Source organism: Sphingomonas sp. NIC1 (assembly GCF_001638925.1).
Classification (GTDB): domain Bacteria; phylum Pseudomonadota; class Alphaproteobacteria; order Sphingomonadales; family Sphingomonadaceae; genus Sphingomonas; species Sphingomonas aquatilis.
In genome coordinates this window covers 250,963-272,396 of the sequence record NZ_CP015521.1, presented here as the reverse complement: position 1 = coordinate 272,396, position 21,434 = coordinate 250,963, and the positions used below count along the sequence as shown (strand labels likewise).

The following is a 21,434-nucleotide window of genomic DNA, read 5'->3' as shown; positions in this document are numbered from 1 at the left end:
CCAAAACCGCTGGGAAACAATATTGCGGACATTCGCAATATTCGATCCATGGAGCAGGCGATGACCTCGGTGTGGGACCTTCCCGACTTTGACCATCATGAGGGCGTCCACGCCTTCACCGATCGCGAATCGGGCCTGCGCGCGATTATCGCGGTCCATTCGACCCACCTCGGCCCGGCAGCGGGCGGCGCGCGCTTCTGGCATTACGCTTCGGGCGACCTCGCCGTCACCGACGCGCTGCGCCTGTCGCGCGGCATGAGCTTCAAGAACGCCATGGCGGGCCTCGCGCTCGGCGGCGGCAAGGGCGTGATCCTGGCCGACAAGCCCGGTGCGGTCATCCCCGAGGCGCAGCTCAAGGCGTTCGGTCGCGCGGTCGAATCGCTCGGCGGCCGCTACGTCACCGCCGAGGATGTCGGCATGTCCGAAGCGCGCATGAAGGTGATCGCGGGCGAGACCAAGTACGTCAGCGGCCTGCCGGTCGAAAGCGGTGCGGCGGGTGGCGATCCCGGCCCGTACACCGCGCACGGCGTCTACCTGGGCGTGAAGGCGGCGGCGAAGCGCGGCCTCGGCACCGACGACATGAAGGGCGTGCATGTCGCGATCCAGGGCGTTGGCTCGGTCGGTGGCGGCCTTGCCAAGCTGCTGGCGAAGGACGGCGCGCGCCTGACGCTCGCCGACGTCGATGCGGCCCGTGCGGCGGCGCTGGCGGCGGAATTGGGCGGTGAGACGGTCGCCGCCGGCGCGATCCTGGGCGTCGAGGCGGATATCTTCAGCCCGAACGCGCTGGGCGCGATCCTGACCGAAGCGACCATCCCGACGCTGACCGCCAAGGTCGTTGCGGGCGGTGCGAACAATCAGCTTGCGACGCGCGAGGATTACGATCGCCTGCACGATCGCGGCATCCTGTATGCCCCGGATTACGTCATCAACGCCGGCGGCATCATCAACGTCGGCCTCGAATATCTGGGGCAGGGCGACGAAGCCGAAGTGATGGCGCGCATCGCCAAGATCCCGGCACGCCTGAACGAGGTGTGGGACGAAAGCGAACGCACCGGACGCCCCGCTGCCGAGGTCGCCGACACGATCGCCCAGCGCCTGATCGGCCGCGGCTAATCGGCCCCTATTGATCGGCTCGGGCGGTCTGGCCGACACCGGCGGTGCGCTGCCGCCGGTGTTGGTCCAAAGACCGACGGCGCCGCTGCAACCGACGGGATGACGGCGGCTGCAAAGCTGCTATGACGCTGGGCGACCGTGCCGACCCTTCATGCCCTTGCCAATCCCGCCCGCTTCCTGAAGCTCGCCCGCGTGCTGACGCCGGTGCTGCTGTGGGCGGGCGTCGCGCTGATCGCTGTCGGCTGCTGGGCCGGCCTGACGCAGAGCCCGCGCGACTATTTGCAGGGGGACAGCGTCCGCATCCTCTACATCCATGTGCCTGCCGCCTGGCTCGGCATGGGCGGATGGAGCGGCCTCGCGATCAGCAGTATCGCCTTTCTCGTCTGGCGGCATCCGCTGGCCGACGTCGCGGCGCGCGCGATCGCACTGCCGGGGGCGATGTTCGCCGCCGTCTGCCTCGTCACCGGATCGATCTGGGGGCGGCCGACTTGGGGGACGTGGTGGCAATGGGACGGGCGGCTGACGTCGATGCTGCTGCTGTTCTTCGTCTATTGCGGCTATATGGCGCTTGCCCGCGCCGATGCGGAACGCGGCGGCGATGGGCGTATTCCGGCCCTGTACGGCATTGCCGGCACCGTGTTGCTGCCGATCATCCGTTATTCGGTGATCTGGTGGAACACGCTGCACCAGGGGCCGTCGATCGGCCTCACCGGTTCGAGCATTGCGGGCAGCATCCTGTGGCCGCTGGGCTTTACGATGGCAGGCTTCACCGCGCTGTTCGCCGCCATCGTCCTGATGCGGATGCGGACGACGCTTGCGCGAACCAAGGCCGAGGCGCGGATGCGGCGGATGGCACGGGCATGAACCACTGGCCGTTCATCGTCGCGGCGTATGCCGTCACGCTCGGCACGGCGGGTGCGCTGACGCTCGCCAGCTATATCGCGATGAAGCGCGCCGAGAAATGAAGGCGAAGCATCAACGGCTGACGCTCGTGCTGCTGGGCCTTGCCGCAGTGATCGCGGCGGCGCTGCTCGCCATGTCCGCGCTGAAGGATCAGGCGTCGTTCTTCTACGCACCGTCCGACGTCGCGAAGCAGGGGCTGCCGCTCGGCCGGGCGGTGCGCCTCGGCGGTATGGTGCAGGCCGGGTCGATCAAGCGGGCGCCCGACGGGGTCACCATCCACTTCGTCGTCGGCGACGGCATCGCGACCACCCCCGTCACCTTCGCGGGCATCGCGCCTGACCTGTTCCGCGAGCGCTCCGGTGTCGTCGCGGAGGGGCATTTCAACCCCGACGGCAGCTTCACCGCGACCAATTTGCTCGCCAAGCACGACGAAAAGTACATGCCGCCCGAACTCGCCGCAAAGGGCGGCAAGGCGATGCACGAGACGCGGACGCTGGAACCATGATCGCCGAGGTCGGTCTTGCCGCCTTATGGCTCGCGGCCGCGCTGGCGGCGTTGCAGCTGGCCCTGGGCGCGATCGGCCTGTCGCGCGGGGGTGCCGAGACGATCGCTGCGGTCCGCCCCGTCGCGATCGTGCAGGGCGCGCTGGCGCTGCTGGCGATGGCGGCGCTGATCGCGCTGTTCCTCGCGTCCGACATGTCGGTCAAGCTGGTGGTCGAAAACAGCCATTCGGCCAAGCCGTGGATCTACAAATTTGCCGGCGCCTGGGGCAATCACGAAGGGTCGATGCTGCTCTGGGTGACGATCCTGGGCCTCGCCGGTGGCGCGGTCGCGGTGCTGGAGCGGCGCCTGCCCGAACGCACGCTGATCGCGACGCTGGCCGCGCAGGCGGGGATCGCGCTCGGCTTCTACGCCTTCCTGCTGTTCGCCTCCAATCCGTTCGCGCGGCTGCCGATGCCCGCGCGCGACGGCATGGGGCTGAACCCGCTGTTGCAGGACCCCGGTCTCGCCTTCCACCCGCCGACTTTGTACATCGGCTATGTCGGCATTTCGGTCGCTTTCTCCTTCGCGGTCGGCGCGCTGATCACGCGTGACGTCGGGCCGGCGTTCGCGCGGGCGATGCGGCCCTGGGTGCTGGGGGCGTGGGTATTCCTGACGCTCGGCATTACCGCCGGATCCTATTGGGCCTATTACGAGCTGGGCTGGGGCGGCTGGTGGTTCTGGGACCCGGTCGAGAACGCCTCGCTGATGCCGTGGCTGGCGGCGACTGCGTTGCTCCATTCGGTGACGGTGCTGGCGACGCGCGATGGCTTGCGCGCGTGGACGGTGATGCTCGCCGTCGTCGCCTTTTCGATGTCGATGATCGGCACCTTCCTGGTCCGCTCCGGCATCCTGACCAGCGTCCACGCCTTTGCGGTTGATCCGGAGCGCGGCGCCTTCATCCTGGCGTTGCTCGCCATCTACATCGGCGGCGCGCTGGCGCTGTTCGCGGCGCGGATCGGTACGGTGCGTGCAGGCACGACGTTCGAACTGGTCAGCCGCGAAGGGGGATTGGTCCTCAACAATCTGCTGCTGTCGGTCATCCTCGGTATCGTATTGATCGGCACGCTCTACCCGCTCGTCGCCGCCGGCTTCGGCGTCCAGCTGTCGGTGGGGCCGCCGTTCTTCAACAAGGCCGCGGGCCCGGTCGCGTTGGCGCTCGTCGTCGTCATGGCCGCCGGACCGCTGCTGCGCTGGCGGCGGGATAGCGCGAACGCGCTGCTCGAACGGATGATGTGGCCGGTCGCGGCGGCGGGTTTCACCGGCGCCGGGCTGGTCGTGCTGGCACCGCCGGGCCTGCTGCCGCTGTTCGGCCTGTCGCTCGCCGCGGGATTGGCGGTGGCGAGCGTGCTGCCGCTGCTCGGCCGCAATCCGTGGCGCACGCCGCTGTTCACCTGGGGCATGGTCGTCGCGCATCTCGGCATCGCGGTGAGCCTTGCCGGCATGGCATGCGATGCGGCCTATACGTCGGAGACGTTGATCGCGGCGCGGGTCGGCCAGCCCGTCCATGTCGGCCCCTTCACCGTGCGCCTTCAGGGCGTGCGCCCCGTGATCGGCCAGAATTGGTCGGCGCTGGAGGCGCGGCTGAGCGCGACCCGCGACGAGGACACGGTGATCCTGCGTCCGCAATCGCGCTTCTTTTCCGACCCGGTCACCACAACCAGCGAAAGCGCGATCCTGACGCTGTGGGACGGCCAGCTCTATACGGTCCTCGGCCAGCCCGATGCGCAGGGGCGCTGGCAGCTCAGGCTATGGTGGAAGCCGTTCGTGACGCTGATCTGGCTGGGCGGCGCACTGGTCGCCTTGGGTGGTGCCTTGTCGCTGATCGGTCGCTGGCGGCGCGAGCGGCGTAGCGCGCTGCGCGAGGGCGTGGCGTGAAGCGCTGGCTGCTCTGGGCGCCGCTCGCCGCATTCGTCGCGATCGCGGCCGTGGTGGCGTTCGGCCTGTTCCGTCCCGCAGACCGCACCGTCCGCTCGGCGATGATCGGCAAGCCGCTGCCCGACGTCACTTTGCCTGCCATCGTCCCCGGCAAGCCCGGCAGCGGCGCGCTGACGGGCAAGCCACGGCTGATCAACATTTTCGCGAGCTGGTGCATCCCCTGTATCGCAGAGGCACCGCAGCTGATGCGCCTGAAAGCCCTGGGCGTGCCGATCGAAGGCATCGCGATCCGCGACACCGCCCCCGCGCTCGCCACCTTCCTGCGCCAGAACGGCGATCCATATGCCAGTATCGGCGATGACCGGCAGAGCGCGGTGCAGCTGGCGCTCGGCTCGTCCGGCGTGCCGGAAAGCTTCGTGGTCGACGGGCAGGGGCGTATCGTCTTGCAGCATGTCGGCGATATCCGCGCGAGCGATGTGGCGCAGATCGCCGCCGCGGTGAAGGCGGCACGATGAAGGGCTGGGCGATCCTCCTCGCGGCTATGCTCGCCACGCCCGCGCTCGCCGATCCGACGACTCCCCCGGCGGCGCTCGCCGACACGCAACTGCGCGATCCGGCCCAGGAGGCGAAGGCGCGCGCGCTGATGGAGACGCTGCGCTGCGTCGTCTGTCAGGGCCAGTCGATCGCCGACAGCGACGCCAGCATGGCGGGCGACATGCGCGCGCTGGTGCGCGGCCGTATCGCCGCCGGGGAGACGCCGCAGGCGATCCGCGCGTGGCTGATCGAACGCTATGGCGATTACATCAGCTATGATCCGCCGCTGGGCGCGGCGACGGGCCCGTTATGGGCCGCGCCGTTGGTCTTGCTCGCCATCGGCATCGGGATCGCGCGCTCGAGCTTCCGGCGGCGGAGGCGCGACTGATGGGCTGGATCGCGCTTCTGCTGATCGCTGGGGCGAGCTTCGCGGCGCTCGTCGCGCTGCGCGTCGACCGACGGCTATGGTCGATGGTCGGCGCCGCGTTGATGCTCGGCGCGGCAGGCTATGCGTGGCAGGGCAGTCCGATGCGGCCCGGCGCCGCGCCGCGGAGCAATGCGGCGCTGCAAGCCGACGATCCCGAACTCGTCACGCTGCGCGATGCGATGTTCGGCCGCTTCACCGCCGATGGCACCTATCTGATCGCGGCCGATGCGCTCGCCCGCTCCGGCGACCGACGGTCTGCGGTGATCGCGCTTTTGGGCGGGATCAACCGCTATCGCAGCAGCGCGATGCTGTGGACCGCGCTGGGTACGACGATGGCCGCGCATGACCGCGACGTGGTGTCGCCGCCCGCCCTCTTTGCGTTCCAGCAGGCGATGCGCCTCGCGCCCGACCATCCGGGGCCGCGATTCTTCCTGGGGCTCGCCTATATCCGCGCCGGCGAGTTTCAGCTGGCGCGCCGCTATTGGGCGCAGGCGCTCGCCCTGACGCCGGAGCGAGCCTCCTATCGCAAGGACATTGCCGTCCGGCTTGCCTTGATCGACCGCCTGCTCGCCCAGCAGGCCCCCGCGCGCTAGCGTCGTTTCAGCCGTCCGCGGAACAGCCCGCGATGGGTGGTTGCCTCGAACATCTCGCCCGGTCCTTCGGGGTCCAGGATTTCGTTGTCGGCCAGCCATTCCTGTACGCCGTCCAGGTCGGGGACCTCATAAGGCCGCAACGACCGGCCGGGGCCGCGTAACCGCTCGATCGTCTCGATCAGCGACCCCGTTTCGTCGATCGTCGCTGCGACTGTGGCGGGGGATACGCCCAGATGCTCGGCCATCAGGTCGGCGCGCGCGTCCGCGATGGTCTCCTCCAGTCCGCGGCCGGGATGCCGGGTTGCATCCACGACGACGTCGCATTCGGTATCGAGCCGCAACGAGCGGTTGTTGATGTTCGCCGATCCGATCCGCAGCTGCGTGTCGTCGATGATCGTGATCTTGGCATGGCAATAGATCGCCGTGCCGCCTTGCGTGAAGGGATGGTACAGCCGCAGCCGCCCGTGCCGGTCGCGCCGCCGCAGCGTCTCGACCAGCCGGGCGCGCGCGGTGTCCATCGCGATCGGCTCCAGCCAGCCTTGCGCGGTCAGCGGATTGACGATGACGATCTCCGGGCCGTCCTCCTCATCCAGCCGCGCCGCGATCGCCTCCGCAATGCGGCGCGAGGCGAAATACTGGCTCTCGCAATAGATGTGCCGGCGTGCGGCCCGGATCTGGTCGAGGAACAGCGCCTCCACCTCGGTCACCGGCGCCTCGCCCGGCATCTCGGGCTGGCTGCGCGCGATGCCGACATCGACGTCCTCGAACGTCCGCGCGAGCGAATCCGGCCAGCAGGACACCTCGCCCTCGACCGGCGCCAGCCGATGCGTCGTCGCAAGCCGCCAGCGGTTGCGGCACAATTCGGCGAGCGCCGCCGCGGCCGGACCGGTGATCGCGGTCGTCGCATCGTGCCATGGCTTGTAGAGCCCACCGCCCGGCAGCCGCCGTCCGGGGTCGTCGTCGCGATGCGCGCGCGTGTCCCAGCGCTCCGCGGTCATGTCGATCCCGCCGCAAAAGGCAAGGCAGTCGTCGATCGACACGATCTTCTGGTGATGCGACGATCCGGTCGGGTGATGCGCGTCGAGCTTCACATGAATGCGCGGATGCCGTGCCCACTTCCAGACGGTGAACAGCGTCTTGCCGCGAAAGATCGACTTCAGCGCGCCAATGTCCCAGCGCAGCAGATACAGTTCCAGCTCCGGATTGCGCTCGACCAGCCAGTAGAGGAAATCGCCGACCGTCTCCGGCCCGTCGACGTCCACGCCGTCGCCGACCAGCGGGATACGCGCGTCGAAATCCCAGCCGACCAGCATGATGCGCTTCTTCGCCGCGGCGAAGGCTTCGCGGGCGACGCCGAAATAGCGGTCGGCATCGACGATCACCGACAGGCGGTTCGCCCGCTCGATCCGCCAGACATTGCGATCCGGTTCGAGCATTTGGACCTATCCCCCTGTTTTATATGTCACGCACCCCATGCGGCATACGGGCATCGCGGATCAACTGTTCCGCCTTCGCATCGAAACGGGGGGAGGGGGCAAGTGTTCCGAAAACAGCTGCGGTCGATCTGGGAACGTTACGCCCCCGATCCGTGTTTGACAGGGTCATGATCGATGATGCTGTCCGCGCCTTGCCCCGATCTGACGCGCTCGGGCGCTTTCCCCTCACCGGCCGCTTCCTGATGGGGCGGGGGCGCGAGCGCCTGTCGATCGAGGAGCAGCGCATCCTGGAAGATGCCGTCCAGACCGTGAAGGACTTCCCTGCGCGCCAGCATCTGGTGCGCCGGGGCGAGCGGCTCGAACAAAGCATGTTGCTCGTCGACGGCTATATCACCCGCTACATGGACGATCGCGAAGGGTATCGGCAGCTGGTGTCGGTTCACGTGCCCGGTGACTTCGTCGATCTGCACGGCTTCCCGACCGGGCGGCTCGATCACGATATCGGCACACTGGGGCCGGTAAAGGTGGCACTGTACGATCACCAGACGCTGACGGCGATCACCGACCGGCATCCGCACCTCACGCGGGTCCTATGGTTCTCGACGCTGCTCGACGCGGCGATGCACCGGGAATGGATTTTCCGGCTCGGGCGACTGGGGGCCGACGGGCGGCTCGCGCACTTTTTCTGCGAACTGAACGCCCGCCTGACCATGGTGGGGCTGGCACAGGCCGGGCGGTTCGAGCTGCCGCTGACCCAGCCCGATCTGGCGGAGGCGTGCGGCCTGACCGGCGTCCACGTCAACCGCGTGCTGCGTGATCTGCGTGAGCGGAACCTGCTGGTCTTCCGCAACGGTCACGTCGAAATCCTTGACCTGACCGGCCTTGCCGCCGTCGCCGAATTCGAAAGCGATTACCTCTATTCCGACATGGGGAATTGGGCGACCGCCGTGCCGCAGGTCTGACGGCGGATCAGCGCGGCAGCTCGATCGTCGCGCACAGGCCGCCGCCCGCGCGGTTCGTAAGCCGTATCTCGCCGCCGGCTTCTCGCACGATCGTCTGGGCGAGCGCGAGGCCCAGCCCGATGCCGCCGGTATCGCGGTTGCGCGAGCTTTCCAGGCGCGTGAAGGGCGCGAAGACGTCGCCCAGCCGCGCCTCGGGGATGCCCGGTCCGCGGTCGCCCACCTCGATCGCGACGCGCTGCGGCTCGGCGATCAGCCTCACCTCGGCGCCACCCCCATATTTCACCGCATTTTCGATGAGGTTGCGGATCGCGCGGCGAATCAGCGACGGGCGCAGCCGCATGCGCAGCCGCTCGGCCTCGTCGAACGATACGTCCTGACCCAGATCGCGAAAATCCTCGACTACCGCATCGACCAATGCGGCAAGATCGACCTCTGTGACGGGTTCGCTGGGCCGGCCCATGCGTGCCAGCGACAGGATATCGTCGAGCGTCCGGTTCATTTCGGCGATCGTGTCGCTCATCCGGGCGCGATCGGTGTCGTCCTCGACCGATTCGACCCGGACGCGCAGCGCGGCGAGGGGGGTGCGCAGATCGTGGCCGATCGCGCCGAGCATCCGGTCTTTCTCGTCAAGCATCGCGGTTACGCGCGTCTGCAACTGGTTGAACGACTGGACCAGGCCGGTGATGTCGGCCGGCCCGCGCACAGGCACCGGCACCACGCCTTCGCCACTGCGCCCGAACCGCTCGGCCGCGGCGGTCAGCTCGCGCAGCGGCCGCGATATCCGCCGCGCGATCCACAGCACCGGCAACAGCACGACCGCGTACAGGATCAGCGTCTGCGCGAACAGGCGCCAGAACAGTCGGATGCCGCCATTGTCACCCCAGGCGACCGTCAGCGCCAACCAGCCGTGGCCCGGCTGCTCGATCGCGACCAGCAGCGCAGCCTCCGGCCGCTCGACGTGGCGGCGATAGCGGCCCGGCCGCATCGGATTGCGCGCCTGCCATGCATCGTCGATTCCGGCCCAGGGACGCACGCCGGTATCGATTCGCCCGACCTCCATCCCCTGTTCACGCAACTGGTCGCGCAACTCGTCGGCAAAGGCGGGCAGGCGCGGCAGGTCGGTCGGGATCGCGTCGGCATCGGCGCGGCGCACGCGCCCCCGGTCGCGCAGGATCGGCCGCAGGCCTTGCGCCTCGCGTTCGACCGCATCGGCGATGCGGATCGCGACCGGCCGTGCCGCCTGCGCCAACCGGAATTGCGCGCGGTCGCGCAGCGCCAGCCCGAAATTCACCGCCTGTGCCACGAACAGCGCCAGCGCGATCAGCACGGCCATCTGCCCGGCAAGACTGCGCGGCCACAGCCGCCGTTTGGCGCGCGGCGCCGCCGCCGCGGCGTTCTGCGTCACAGCCGCGTCACTTCCGCGGCCAGCGTATAGCCACCGCCCCAGACGGTCTTGATGATATCGGGAGTCTTGGCGTCCGCTTCGATCTTGCGGCGCAGGCGGCTGACCTGATTGTCGATGGCGCGATCGAACGCCGCGGCCTCACGGCCCTGCGTCAGGTCGAGCAGCTGGTCGCGGGTCAGCACCTGCCGCGGCCGCGTCACCAGCGCCAACAGTAGATTATATTCTCCGGTCGACAACGGCACGCTGACGCCTTCGCGATCGACCAGCGAACGCTCGCCCGTCTTCAGCACCCAGCCGGCAAAGGCGTAGGACCCGCTTTCGGGTGCATGCTGCCGCGCGCCGCCCGCGGTCAGCCGGCGCAGCACCACCTTCACCCGCGTCGCGAGTTCGCGGGGCGAGAAGGGCTTGGTGACATAATCGTCCGCGCCCATTTCCAGCCCGACGATACGGTCTGTCTCCTCGGCCTTGGCGGTCAGCAGGATGACGGGCGTGTCGCTGGTCGCGGCGATATGCCGGCACAGCGACAGGCCATCCTCGCCCGGCATCATCACGTCGAGAATGACGAGATCGATCGCATAGGCCGCCAGCCGCATCCGCGCACTTTCCGCATCGGCGGCCTGGGTTACGCGAAAGCCCTGTTTGGTAAGATATTGCGCCAGCGGCTCGCGGATCGAACGCTCGTCATCGACGAGCAGCAGGTGCTGCATGTCTCCCATAAGGTCCGGCTCTGCCACGCGAATCGTCTCCTGCAAAGCCGGACGGTCCGATCGGGACCGCCCGGCGCTTGCCGTCAGAATACGCTTATTGCGCGTCGGGCGTGCCGGCGGGCTGGCTCGCGTCGGGCGCAGCGCCGCCACGCCGACCGTGATGCATCGCAGAGCGGGCCGCCGCCATTTCGGTCGCGTCGAGCTTGCCGTCGTGGTTCGTGTCCATCCGGTCGAAGCGCGCGCCCGCGCGGGCCGTGGCGTCGGCGCGGGTCAGGGTGCGACCACCACCGTTGCCACCGCGGTTCATCGCCGGAGCGTCGCCGGTGCCGCCACCGCGCTTGGCCCGCATCGCAGCGCGCGCCGCGGCGCGTTCGTCGGGCGTGACGGTGCCGTCATGGTTGGTGTCCATGGCGTCGAAGCGCGCCTGCGCCTGCGCGATCACTTCCGCGCGCGTGACGGTGCCGTCACCATTGGTATCGGCGCGCATCATGCCGCCATGCGGACGCGCAGCGGCATTGGGGGCGGGAGCGGGGGCCTGTGGCGCGGTCTGCGCCGTCGCAGCCGTTGCCAGCAGGCCGCCCACCGCCATCATCGAAATCAGAGCTGTACGCATCGTCCTGGTCTCCAGGGGGCGGGGCCAGCCCCCACCCGACGATGCACTTTGTCGATCAGCTCTGTCGCGCGGTCATGTCGGCCGCGCGGATTTGTGTCGCAAACTGTCGCAGCGGCTCAGTGCTGCGCGGCCGCCTTGGCCTGCGCCTTTTGCGCGCGTGCCTGCTTGGCATAATGGTGGTGCATCGCGGCACAGCCCGCCGCGGCGCCAAGCATGGCGTGACCCTTGCCGACGAAATGACCGGCCGCCGCGCCAGCGGCGGCACCGCGCAGGCACCCCTTGGCCAGAGCGGGCTGGGCAGAGGCCATCATCAGCGGAATGGCGATAAAGGCAAGCTTACGCATCGTGCATTCTCCACATCGAAGAGCTGCAATATAGGGGAGCCGCCAAGCCCTGTCCCGTGAACAATAGTTCACCTTTCCGTCAGATAACCGACGCTTAAGACAAGGGGCGTCACCTGCGTCGAACGCTGGGATACGGTAGGTTTAGTAGTAATAGTGGAAACCTACCGGGTGCAGGGCAGGATTGCTTCATCGGCGCAGAGGGCGATCAGGCAAAGACCGCCACGCTCTGCATCTGATCCGCGATCGCCGTGCCGTCGGCGGACCATATCCCCATCCGCTGGCTGGAACTGCCGTCGCGCGCATGGCCCGCCACCGCCTGCAGCAGCCACCAGCCATCCTGCGTCACCGGCGCGTCGGCGAGCAGATTCAGTTGCCATGTCATGGAGCTCACCGGCGCCGGCCCGCCGAGCAGCTTCATCGCGGCGGGCGGCAGGCAATCGGCGACCGCCATCAGCTCGACCATCGGGTGCAGTCCCTCGCGGTCCTTCAGCCGGACCCAGCGCAGCCACTCCGCAGGGCCGGCGTCGGGCGCATCGACCAGCTCAAAATTGCCGGTGAAGGGCACGGCGGGATGGCCGCGCAGGATCCGGTCGTCGGGTCCGGGCGGCGACACCGCCGGGCCGGCCGGCGCGCGCTGATCGAGCCGCGACGGCACCGGCCCCATGAAGACGAAGGTCGCACGCAAGCCCAGGCCCGCCTCGCTCGTCACGTCTGCCTGGACGAAGGCGGCGTTGCGTCCGCGCCGCAGACGCTCGGCACGGATCGTGATGGCGCCGCTCAGTGGGCCGATGAACGCGACCAGCGCCGAGCGCAGCGGGGGCAGATCGCTGTCCGACGCCATGGCGGCATGCAAGGCGAGCGCCGACGACAGGCCGCCGTACGCCGTGCGGCCCTGCAACCAGCTGTCCGGCACGACGCCCGTCCAGCCGCCCGCGCCCGGCTGCAAACCGGCGATGACGTCGCGCAGGGGGACGAGGGCGGGGTCGGTGGTCGGGCTCATCGGCGAAGGCTAGGGCAAGGTCCGCGCCGACGCCATACGCAATGTTCGAAATCGTCTGGCATCATCATCCGGCCGCCCGCACCCGCGTCATCACGATGGCGCCCGCCGCCAGCGCCAGCACGCCCGCGATGACGAAGGATGCGCCGGGAAACCCATGGGCCAGGCCCCAGGCGAGCACCTGCGTCAGCAGCAGCGGCGCGACGATCGCCGACACGCTGCCCATCGCACCCAGTCCGCCCTGCAACTGCCCCTGCCGCGATGCGTCGACCATGCGTGACACCATGGCCTGCATCGCCGGCATGGCGAATCCATCGAAGGCGCTGACGACGAACAGCACATAGACCTGCCACCCCTGGGTCACGCCGCCGAACGCCAGGAACGACGGGCCGGCCGCGGTCAGCCCGATCAGCAGCGCGCGCCGCTCTCCCAGCCGCGCGATGGCCGGCCCGGTCAGTCCGCCCTGCACGATCGTCGCCACCACGCCGACAAAGGCGAGGCTCCAGCCGATCGCCTTGGCATCCCAGCCAAGCTGCGCGGTGGCCCAGAAGCTCCAGGTCGCCGGATAGACCATGTGCGCCAATTGCCACAGGAACATCGCGATCAGCAGCGGCGCGGCATTGCCGGCGTGGAACAGCGGCCGGAACGCGCCGATGACATGTGCGTCGCGCAGGCGGAACGGCCGCCGGTTCTCGGGCGCCAGCGTCTCCGGCATCGCCACCAGCATCACGACCGCATTGAGCAGCGCCAGCAGCGCCGCTGCGACGAACGGCGCCCTTGGGCCCCATAGCGAAAACAGCCCGCCCAGCGCCGGGCCGATGATGAAGCCCAGGCCGAATGCCGCGCCGATCAGCGCAAAGGTGCCGCCGCGTTTTTCGGGCGGCGTCACGTCGGCGATCACCGATCCGGCAGGGCCATAGACCGCGCCTGCGATCCCGGCGATCGCGCGTCCGGCGAACAGCCAGCCGACGCTCGGCGCGATCGCCATCACCGCATAATCCAGCCCGAAACTCACCATCGATGCGATCAGCACCGGCCGCCGCCCGAACCGATCGGACAGATTGCCGAGCACCGGCCCCGCAAAGAATTGCGCGCCGGCATAGACGACGAGCATCCACCCGGCGATCCGCGTCGCCTGTTCGATATCCGTCTCGCCCAGGCTGCGCAGCAGCGCCGGGAAGACGGGCACGACGATGCCGAAGCCGATCGTGTCGATCAGGACGGCCGCCAGCGCGATCGGCACCGCCTTATGCTCGAACCGCATGCCCCACTCCCCACACGTGTCGGCGCTCTTGTGCCGTAAGCCGCGCGCCAAGCCAATGCGGGGCTTTGCACGCCCGATCATTCATGGCATGGCTGTCCCCAGCATACCCGATCTTCAGATTCGGGATCAGGAGAGACATGATGGCGACCGCCCTCACCGCCGACGCCCCCACCGATTCGCTCGACGCCTTCCGCACGGAGGCCCGCGATTGGCTGGCTGCGCATTTCCCCAAGGCCCTGGCGCATAAGGATGGCGGCATGTCCGCCGTCGAAGGCCCGCACGATCCCACGCCGGATGAAGCCGCCTGGACGAAGGCGATGGGCGAGAAGGGGTGGGGCGTCCCCACCTGGCCTGCGCAATATGGCGGCGGTGGCCTCAGCCGGGCCGAGGCGCGCGTGCTGCAAGAGGAAATGGCGCGGATCGGCGCCTGGAATCCGATCGGCGGCATGGGCGTGATGATGTTCGGCCCGACGCTGCTCGAATATGGCACAGAGGCGCAGAAGCAGGAGCATATCCCCGCCATCGCGCGCGGCGAAGTCCGCTGGTGCCAGGGCTATTCCGAACCCGGCGCCGGCTCCGATCTGGCGTCCTTGCAGACCTTCGCCGAGGACAAGGGCGACCATTATGTCGTCAACGGGCAGAAGACCTGGACGTCCGGCGGGCAATGGGCCGACAAATGCTTCGCGCTCGTGCGCACCGACAAGACGAAGAAGCATGAAGGCATCAGCTTCCTGCTGATCGACATGGATGCCCCCGGCGTCGAAGTGAAGCCGATCCGCCTGATCTCAGGTTCGTCGCCCTTCTGCGAAACCTTCTTCACCGACGTGAAGGTGCCGAAGGAAAACCTCGTCGGCCGCGAAGGCGAAGGCTGGACGATCGGCAAGCGCTTGCTCCAGCACGAACGCTCCAGCCTGTCGGGTGGCGGCGGTTCGGCCGGGCGCCTCCTCGCCGGCAAGCCGCTCAGCGAGATCGCCAAGGCCTATCGCGGCACCGACGAACAGGGCCGCATCGCCGATCCCGACCTGCGCACCCGCATCATCCGCCACGAGATGGACGTGCGCGCCTTCGTCCTCACGCTGCGTCGCGCCGCGGCCGAGGCGAAATCGAACCAGGGACCGTCCGCCGCGACCTCGATCATGAAAAACGTCGGCGCGCGGATCACGCAGGACCGCGCCGAACTCGCGATCGAGATCATGGGGATGAATGGCCTCGGCTGGGAAGGCGAGGGGTTCACCGACGACGAACTGGCGCAGACCCGCACCTGGCTGTGGGGCAAGGCGGTGTCGATCTACGGCGGCAGCTCCGAAATCCAGAACAACATCGTCGCCAAGCGCATCCTCGGGATGCTGGATCACCAGTAACTGGCACCAATAACCGCCACCAACACCCGCGCACCCAAACTCAGGAGCTCACGGCATGGCCGTCCTCACCGAAGAACAGACGATGTTGCGCGACATGGCGCGCGAATGGGGCGACAACGAATCCCCGGTCACCGCCTTCCGACGCCTGCGCAATGCCGCGCCCGCGGAGGGGTTCGACGTCAACGCCTGGGGCGACATGGGCCAGATGGGCTGGGGCGGTATCGTCGTGCCCGAAGCGCATGGCGGCTCCGAACTCGGCTATCTGTCGCTCGGCATGGTGATCGAACAGCTCGGCCGCACGCTCGTCGCGCATCCACTCGCTTCCACAGGCCCGGCGGCAACGGCGATCGTGCTCGGCGACAGTGACGCCGCCAAATCCGAATGGCTGCCGCGCATCGCGAGTGGCGAGGCGGTGGCGACGCTCGCCATCGACGAAGGCCCGCTTCACGGCGGCGCCATCGACACCCGCGTCGAGGATGGTCGCCTCAGCGGCACCAAGGCGTTCGTCGCGGAGGGGGACAGCGCCGCGGCCTTCGTCGTCGCCGCCGCCGATGGCCTGTATCTCGTGGCCGGCGACGAGGGCGTCACCCGCTCCACCCGTCGCATGGCCGATGCACGCAGCCATGCCGAGGTCCGCTTCGACAAGGCTCCCGCGACCCGGCTCGGCGGCACGGACCTCACGGCCAAGATCGTCGACCACGCCACTGCTTTGGTCACCGCCGAAATGCTCGGCCTCGCCGAACAGGCGTTCGCCACCACCAACGATTACCTCAAGACGCGCGTCCAGTTCGGCCAGCAGCTCAGCACCTTCCAGGCGCTCCAGCACCGCATGGCCAAGATGCTGACCGAGCTCGAACTCATGCGATCGGTGGTGGAGGGGGCGCTGGAGGCGATCGACGCGCGCCGCGGCGACCTTTCGCAGAGCGTCAGCCTCGCCAAGGCGGTGGCGGGCGATACGTTGCGCCTCGTCAGCCGCGAAATGATCCAGCTGCATGGCGGCATCGGCATGACCGACGAACATGACGCCGGCTTCTACATGAAGCGCGCAGCGGTGCTGGAGGCGATGTGGGGCAATGCCGCCTTCCACCGCGAACGCTTCGCGCAGCTCGCCGGCTATTGACGGATACGGGGCGGCCGATGCGCCGCCCCGCCCGATATCTACGCCTTCGTCTTCCGCGCGTCCGTGCTTGGGTCGTGTAGGCCGCTGCGGGGCTAACGTTCACGCGTCGCGCAGCGCCCGATCGTCGAACAGGCCGAAGAACAAGGTCGAGGCATACATCGCCACCGCGCGTTCGCGCGGCATCGTTCCCGCCCATTTCCGCATATCGAATGCCGCATTCTGCAGGGCCATCAGTGCCTGCGCCGCCACCAGCGCATCGACCGGGCGGATCGATCCTTCGGCGATCCCGTCCATCATCGTGCCGGCGAAGCGCCGCGCGATCCGGTTGGAGCGGTCGACCATCGCGGTCCGCACGATCGCCGGCAGGCCCGACAGCGCCGTCGTCCGCAGCAGCGGTGCGCGCTCGGCGAATTGCACGTCCAGCAGCGTCGCGATCGTGCTGGACAGCCGCTGCCAGTGGCTGCCGCCGGTCTCATCCGCCAGTCGTTGCGCATCGCTGATCGTGTCGAAGCTGCGCCGATAGCAGGCGATGACCAGATCGTCCTTGGCGTCGAGGTGATGGTAGAAGCTGCCCTTGGTGACGTTCAGCTCCGCCGCGATCCGCTGCACCGATGCGCCGCGATAGCCCAGTTCGTTGATCAGCCGCGTCGCCGCCAGCAGAAAGGCCGCGCGCCCCGGCTCTGTCTCTTCATGGCTCAGATCGATCGGCTGCGGCGCCCAGCGCGCGTGCGGCGCAGCGATGCCATGTTCGAACACGTCCATCAGCCGTGCTTCGATCCGATCGTACTGATCCGGTTCGTAGCGCAACACCCAGATCGGCAGCCAGAAGGTGTTTTCCAGCAGCACGTGCGCCCGCGCCCCGAACAGGTCCGTCTCCGCGCGGCTGGCGGCGGGGCCCCATAAGGAGCGCGTGCGCCGGAACACCTCGCGCCAGCGATTCAGCAATCGGGTACGGTTGGGCTCTTCGCTCGCGCGCAGGTCGGACAGGACCGCCATCGCGCGATCCTCGCCGCGCTGCACGCGCGCCAGCCGGTCCATGATAAGGCCGAGGTAGCGGCGCACGCGTGCCTGCGGTGTCGGCTGGGCGAGTGCGTCGTCCAGCATGGCGAGCAGCTGGTCGAGCGTATGTTCGAACGCCGCCGCCGCCAGGTCTTCCTTGCGCTTGAAATAATAGGTGACGCTGGTCGTGTTCAGCCCTACGCGGCGCGCCACGTCGGCGAAGGTCATGCCCTTCGCGCTCTGTTCGTTGATCGCCTCCGCTGCGGCGGACAGGATCGCATCGCGCTTCGCCCGGAAGCGCTTGGTGCCCTGTTCCTCCGCCCCGACGGTTTCGCCGGCATCCGCCCCCGTTTGTTCCATCCGGCCAGTCTATCAATGCCGCTTTCGAAGAAACAGTGTTTTCTTGGGGTGTCCGGCGTCAGGCGTGAAAAAGCCATCGGAAGCGGGCGGATGGGACTTTACCGAATGTACGGTACGGCCTAGACCTCTGCCAAACATACGTTGGAGAGACGCCCCATGGACTTCACCCTGAGCGAGCGGGAAACCTATTTCCGCGACCGCGTCCGCCAGTTCATCGATTCGGAAATCCGCCCCCGCCAGGCCGAACATGACGCGCAGGAACATGAGGGCGATCGCTGGAAGGTGATCCCCGTCATCGAAGAGTGCAAGGCGAAGGCGAAGGCGGCCGGCCTGTGGAATTTCTTCATGCCGCCCAACTCGGGCCAGACCCATGTCGATGACACGTTCGCGTTCGAAGGCACGCAGCTCACCAACCTCGAATATGCCTTGTGCGCCGAGGAAATGGGCAAGATCGGCTGGGCGTCCGAAGTGTTTAACTGCTCGGCGCCCGACACCGGCAACATGGAGGTCTTCCACCGCTACGGCACGCGCGAGCAGAAGGAGCAATGGCTGCGGCCGCTGATGAACGGCGACATCCGCTCCGCTTTCCTGATGACCGAGCCCGCCGTCGCCTCGTCCGACGCGACCAACATCGAAACCTCGATGGTCCGCGACGGCGATCACTACGTCATCAACGGCCGGAAATGGTGGTCGTCGGGCGTCGGCGATCCGCGCTGCAAGGTCGCGATCGTGATGGGCAAGACCGACACCTCTGCCAAGCGGCACCAGCAGCAGAGTATGATCCTGATGCCGATGGACGCGCCCGGCGTCACGATCGAGCGCATGCTCACCGTCTATGGCTACGACCATGCGCCGCACGGCCATGGCGAGGTGGTGATGAAGGACGTGCGCGTGCCGGTCGAGAATGTGCTGCTGGGCGAAGGCCGCGGCTTCGAGATCGCGCAGGGCCGGCTTGGGCCGGGCCGCATCCACCATTGCATGCGCACCATCGGCGTCGCAGAAACGGGGATCGAGGCGATGGCCAAGCGCCTGCTCAGCCGCGTCGCCTTCGGCAAGCGCATCGCCGATCATTCGGTATGGGAACAGCGCATCGCCAAGGCGCGCATCGACATCGAAATGACGCGACTCCTGTGCCTGAAGGCCGCCGACATGATGGACAAGGCGGGCAACAAGGCCGCGCAGCTCGAGATCGCGATGATCAAGGTTGCGGCACCGACGATGGCGCTCCAGATCCTCGACGACGCGATCCAGGCGCATGGCGGCGGCGGCGTCAGCCAAGACTTCCACCTCGCGCATGCCTGGGCGGCGCTGCGCACGCTCCGCTTCGCCGACGGGCCGGACGAGGTTCACAACCGCGCCATCGCCCGCGCCGAATTCGGCAAATACGGCGACCATGCCGCGGAACGCCCGGCGCGCTGATCTGCCCCCGTATCGTCATCCCGGCGAAAGCCGGGATCCATGGACGCGAGGACCTGACGAGGGCGTGCTCCACCAGCGACGCCGAAACCATGGATCCCGGCGTCCGCCGGGATGACGAAGACGAAACAGGAAAGGCCATCCCATGAAAGCCGCCGTCCTCTTCGAACCCAAGACCCCGCTCCGCATCGAGGACGTCGCCGTCGCCGATCCGGCCCCGCACGAAGTCCTGATCCGCACGGTCGCGGTCGGCGTCTGCCGGTCCGACCTGCACTTCGTCGACGGCATCTATCCGCATGCGCTCCCCACCATCCCGGGGCACGAGGCCGCCGGCGTGGTGGAGGCGGTGGGCAGCGAAGTGCGTACCGTGAAGGTCGGCGATCATGTCGTCACCTGCCTCAGCGCCTTCTGCGGCCATTGCGAATTCTGCGTCACGGGGCGCATGTTCCTATGCGTCGACGCGGGCGTCCGCCGCCCTAAGGGCGCCGCGCCGCGCCTCTCCCTCGACGGCCAGCCGGTCGCCCAGATGCTTAACCTGTCGGCTTATGCCGAGATGATGCTCGTCCACGAACATGCCTGCGTCGCGATCGATCCGGAGATGCCGATGGACCGCGCCGCGCTGATCGGCTGCGCGGTGACGACGGGGGCCGGGGCGGTGTTCAACACCACCGATGTCACGCCGGGCGAAACGGTGTGCGTCGTCGGCTGCGGCGGTATCGGCCTCGCCGCGGTGAACGCCGCCAAGATCGCCGGCGCGGGCAAGATCATCGCGCTGGACCCCGTCCCGGAAAAGCGCGCGCTCGCCGAGAAGCTCGGTGCGACGCACAGCATCGACGCGCTGTCCGACACGGCGGCGGACGAGGTGGTCGAGATCACGCGTGGCGGCGTCCACCATGCGATCGAAGCGGTCGGCCGTCCCCAAAGCGCTGCCACCGCGGTCAAGGTGCTCCGCCGCGGCGGCACCGCGACCATCCTCGGCATGCTACCGCCGTCGGAGAAGGTCGGTCTGTCCGCGATCGACCTGCTGTCGGGCAAGAAATTGCAGGGCGGCCTGATGGGCAGCAACCGCTTCCCCGTCGATATCCCGCGCCTGGTGGATTTCTACATGCGCGGGAGCCTCGACCTCGACACGATCATCGCCGAACGCATGCCGCTGGATCGGATCAACGACGCGTTCGACGAACTCCGCAAGGGTGACGCCACCCGCAGCGTGATTACCTTCGCGTGACGATTGCCCACAGTCCTTCGTCACCCCGGACTTGGTCCGGGGTCCACTCCGCGGCGAGGGGGGCGGTTCGAGCCTCCTGCCGTGCCCTTGCGGCCCGGTGGACCCTGGAACGAGTCCGGGGTGACGGAGGAGGCGGGGCAGACCATCGCGCAATCCAAAAGGCAGCCGCATGACCACACCCCCCGGCACCATCGCCGTCACCGACAAGGACCGGCTCGACGAGGCGAACCTCACCCGCTGGATGGAGGCGAACGTCGCCCGCTTCAGCGGCCCGCTGACCTACGCCAAATTCGCCGGCGGCCAGTCCAACCCGACCTATCGCATCGACAGCCCGTCGGGCGCCTACGTCTTGCGCCGCAAGCCGTTCGGGCCGTTGCTCCCCTCCGCCCATGCGGTCGATCGCGAATATCGCCTCATCGCCGGCCTGTACCCGACCGGCTTTCCGGTCGCGAAGCCCTATGGCCTGTGTACCGACGACAGCGTCATCGGCGCGATGTTCTATGTCATGGGCCTCGCCGACGGGCGCAACCTGTGGGACGGCACGTTGCCGGATTATACGCCCGACCAGCGCACCGGCATCTACAACGCAATGGTCGACACGCTCGCCGACCTACACAACACCGATCACGTCGCCGCGGGCCTTGGCGATTACGGCAAGCCCGGCAATTACTTCGCCCGCCAGGTTGAACGCTGGACCAAGCAATATCGCGCCAGCGAAACCGAACACATGCCGGAGGTGGAGAAGCTCATCGACTTCCTGCCGCGCACGGTGCCGGACCAGACGCGCACGTCGATCGTCCACGGTGATTACCGCATCGACAACATGATCTTCCACGCCACTGAGCCGCGCGTCATCGCGGTGCTCGACTGGGAACTGTCGACGCTCGGCGATCCCCTCGCCGATTTCAGCTATTTCCTGATGAGCTGGGTCACCGAGCCCGAAGGCCGATCGGGCGTGAAGGGGCAGACCGGCCCCGACACCGGCATTCCGACGATCGAGCAGATGGTGGCCCGCTATTGCGCCCGAACGGGCCGCGACGGCGTGCCCGACCTCAACTGGTATTTCGCCTACAACCTGTTCCGCCTGACCGGCATCGTTCAGGGCATCAAGAAGCGGATCGTCGATGGCACCGCGTCCAGCGCGCAGGCCGAACGCTCGGCGGCGCAGGTCCACCGCCTCGCCGCGGCAAGCTGGCACTTCGCACAAGCGGCTGGCGCCTAATCAATGGCTTGG

General features: G+C 68.2%; 21 protein-coding genes. 13 read left to right on the top strand and 8 right to left on the bottom strand.

What is annotated here, in order from left to right:
- Positions 1-60: 60 nt before the first annotated feature.
- From A7E77_RS01420 to A7E77_RS01390, 7 genes are all read left to right on the top strand, one after another.
- On the top strand, positions 61-1,113 hold the full coding sequence (locus A7E77_RS01420; protein WP_063689615.1) for a Glu/Leu/Phe/Val dehydrogenase family protein: 1,053 nt from the start codon (positions 61-63) through the stop codon (positions 1,111-1,113).
- A 138-nt stretch (positions 1,114-1,251) separates the two neighbouring features.
- Positions 1,252-1,977: a heme ABC transporter permease CcmC gene (gene ccmC, locus A7E77_RS01415; RefSeq protein WP_063685383.1), complete on the top strand. Its 726-nt coding sequence runs from the start codon at positions 1,252-1,254 to the stop codon at positions 1,975-1,977.
- Between the two features lie 97 nt (positions 1,978-2,074).
- On the top strand, positions 2,075-2,521 hold the full coding sequence (gene ccmE / locus A7E77_RS01410; protein ID WP_017979230.1) for a cytochrome c maturation protein CcmE: 447 nt from the start codon (positions 2,075-2,077) through the stop codon (positions 2,519-2,521).
- On the top strand, positions 2,518-4,434 hold the full coding sequence (locus tag A7E77_RS01405; protein WP_063685382.1) for a heme lyase CcmF/NrfE family subunit: 1,917 nt from the start codon (positions 2,518-2,520) through the stop codon (positions 4,432-4,434). Before ccmE ends, A7E77_RS01405 begins: the two co-directional genes overlap by 4 nt.
- On the top strand, positions 4,431-4,949 hold the full coding sequence (locus tag A7E77_RS01400) for a redoxin family protein (protein WP_063685380.1): 519 nt from the start codon (positions 4,431-4,433) through the stop codon (positions 4,947-4,949). The genes A7E77_RS01405 and A7E77_RS01400 overlap by 4 nt, the downstream gene beginning before the upstream one ends.
- On the top strand, positions 4,946-5,356 hold the full coding sequence (locus tag A7E77_RS01395) for a cytochrome c-type biogenesis protein CcmH (protein ID WP_063685378.1): 411 nt from the start codon (positions 4,946-4,948) through the stop codon (positions 5,354-5,356). The genes A7E77_RS01400 and A7E77_RS01395 overlap by 4 nt, the downstream gene beginning before the upstream one ends.
- Positions 5,356-5,988 carry a tetratricopeptide repeat protein gene (locus tag A7E77_RS01390; protein WP_063685376.1) on the top strand — a complete coding sequence of 211 codons (633 nt, stop codon included), beginning with the start codon at positions 5,356-5,358 and terminating at the stop codon, positions 5,986-5,988. The genes A7E77_RS01395 and A7E77_RS01390 overlap by 1 nt, the downstream gene beginning before the upstream one ends.
- Here the strand turns inward: A7E77_RS01390 and A7E77_RS01385 are convergent.
- Entirely contained in the window at positions 5,985-7,424 is a 1,440-nt protein-coding gene (locus A7E77_RS01385) for a phospholipase D-like domain-containing protein (protein ID WP_063685374.1), read from the bottom strand. The genes A7E77_RS01390 and A7E77_RS01385 overlap by 4 nt on opposite strands.
- Before the next feature lie 167 nt (positions 7,425-7,591).
- On the opposite strand from A7E77_RS01385, the gene A7E77_RS01380 reads away from it, so the two are divergent.
- Complete coding sequence (locus A7E77_RS01380) at positions 7,592-8,386, top strand: Crp/Fnr family transcriptional regulator (RefSeq protein WP_063685372.1); 795 nt, start codon at positions 7,592-7,594, stop codon at positions 8,384-8,386.
- Between the two features lie 7 nt (positions 8,387-8,393).
- Here A7E77_RS01380 and A7E77_RS01375 read toward each other — a convergent pair whose 3' ends face one another.
- The 6 genes from A7E77_RS01375 to A7E77_RS01350 form a co-directional block, all read right to left on the bottom strand.
- Complete coding sequence (locus A7E77_RS01375) at positions 8,394-9,791, bottom strand: sensor histidine kinase (protein ID WP_063685370.1); 1,398 nt, start codon at positions 9,789-9,791, stop codon at positions 8,394-8,396.
- Positions 9,788-10,507, bottom strand: a complete 720-nt coding sequence (locus A7E77_RS01370; RefSeq protein WP_020486532.1) for a response regulator — start codon at positions 10,505-10,507, stop codon at positions 9,788-9,790. Before A7E77_RS01370 ends, A7E77_RS01375 begins: the two co-directional genes overlap by 4 nt.
- Positions 10,508-10,592: 85 nt before the next feature.
- The gene (locus A7E77_RS01365) at positions 10,593-11,111 is read right to left on the bottom strand and encodes a hypothetical protein (protein ID WP_226341800.1); all 519 of its coding nucleotides are present in this window, start codon (positions 11,109-11,111) and stop codon (positions 10,593-10,595) included.
- Positions 11,112-11,227: 116 nt separating this feature from the next.
- Entirely contained in the window at positions 11,228-11,455 is a 228-nt protein-coding gene (locus A7E77_RS01360; protein ID WP_017979220.1) for a hypothetical protein, read from the bottom strand.
- 205 nt (positions 11,456-11,660) lie between these two features.
- Entirely contained in the window at positions 11,661-12,455 is a 795-nt protein-coding gene (locus tag A7E77_RS01355) for a thioesterase family protein (protein ID WP_063685366.1), read from the bottom strand.
- Between the two features lie 64 nt (positions 12,456-12,519).
- A complete protein-coding gene (locus A7E77_RS01350; protein ID WP_192930002.1) occupies positions 12,520-13,716 on the bottom strand; it encodes an MFS transporter in 1,197 nt (398 codons plus the stop codon).
- Positions 13,717-13,856: 140 nt separating this feature from the next.
- On the opposite strand from A7E77_RS01350, the gene A7E77_RS01345 reads away from it, so the two are divergent.
- Together A7E77_RS01345 and A7E77_RS01340 are read left to right on the top strand one after the other, a co-directional pair.
- Positions 13,857-15,077 carry an acyl-CoA dehydrogenase family protein gene (locus A7E77_RS01345; protein WP_063689610.1) on the top strand — a complete coding sequence of 407 codons (1,221 nt, stop codon included), beginning with the start codon at positions 13,857-13,859 and terminating at the stop codon, positions 15,075-15,077.
- A gap of 55 nt (positions 15,078-15,132) precedes the next feature.
- Positions 15,133-16,197, top strand: coding sequence for an acyl-CoA dehydrogenase family protein (locus A7E77_RS01340; protein WP_063685364.1), 1,065 nt, complete (start codon positions 15,133-15,135; stop codon positions 16,195-16,197).
- 99 nt (positions 16,198-16,296) lie between these two features.
- On the opposite strand, the gene A7E77_RS01335 is transcribed toward A7E77_RS01340, so the two are convergent.
- Positions 16,297-17,556: a TetR/AcrR family transcriptional regulator gene (locus A7E77_RS01335; protein ID WP_063685362.1), complete on the bottom strand. Its 1,260-nt coding sequence runs from the start codon at positions 17,554-17,556 to the stop codon at positions 16,297-16,299.
- A 156-nt stretch (positions 17,557-17,712) separates the two neighbouring features.
- Here A7E77_RS01335 and A7E77_RS01330 point away from each other — a divergent pair, with 156 nt between their 5' ends.
- The 3 genes from A7E77_RS01330 to A7E77_RS01320 all read left to right on the top strand — a co-directional run bounded on the left by A7E77_RS01330 (position 17,713) and on the right by A7E77_RS01320 (position 21,422).
- On the top strand, positions 17,713-18,975 hold the full coding sequence (locus A7E77_RS01330; protein WP_063685360.1) for an acyl-CoA dehydrogenase family protein: 1,263 nt from the start codon (positions 17,713-17,715) through the stop codon (positions 18,973-18,975).
- A 142-nt stretch (positions 18,976-19,117) separates the two neighbouring features.
- The gene (locus A7E77_RS01325; protein WP_063685358.1) at positions 19,118-20,200 is read left to right on the top strand and encodes a Zn-dependent alcohol dehydrogenase; all 1,083 of its coding nucleotides are present in this window, start codon (positions 19,118-19,120) and stop codon (positions 20,198-20,200) included.
- A gap of 169 nt (positions 20,201-20,369) precedes the next feature.
- On the top strand, positions 20,370-21,422 hold the full coding sequence (locus A7E77_RS01320; RefSeq protein WP_063685356.1) for a phosphotransferase family protein: 1,053 nt from the start codon (positions 20,370-20,372) through the stop codon (positions 21,420-21,422).
- The last annotated feature ends 12 nt before the right edge of the window (positions 21,423-21,434 follow it).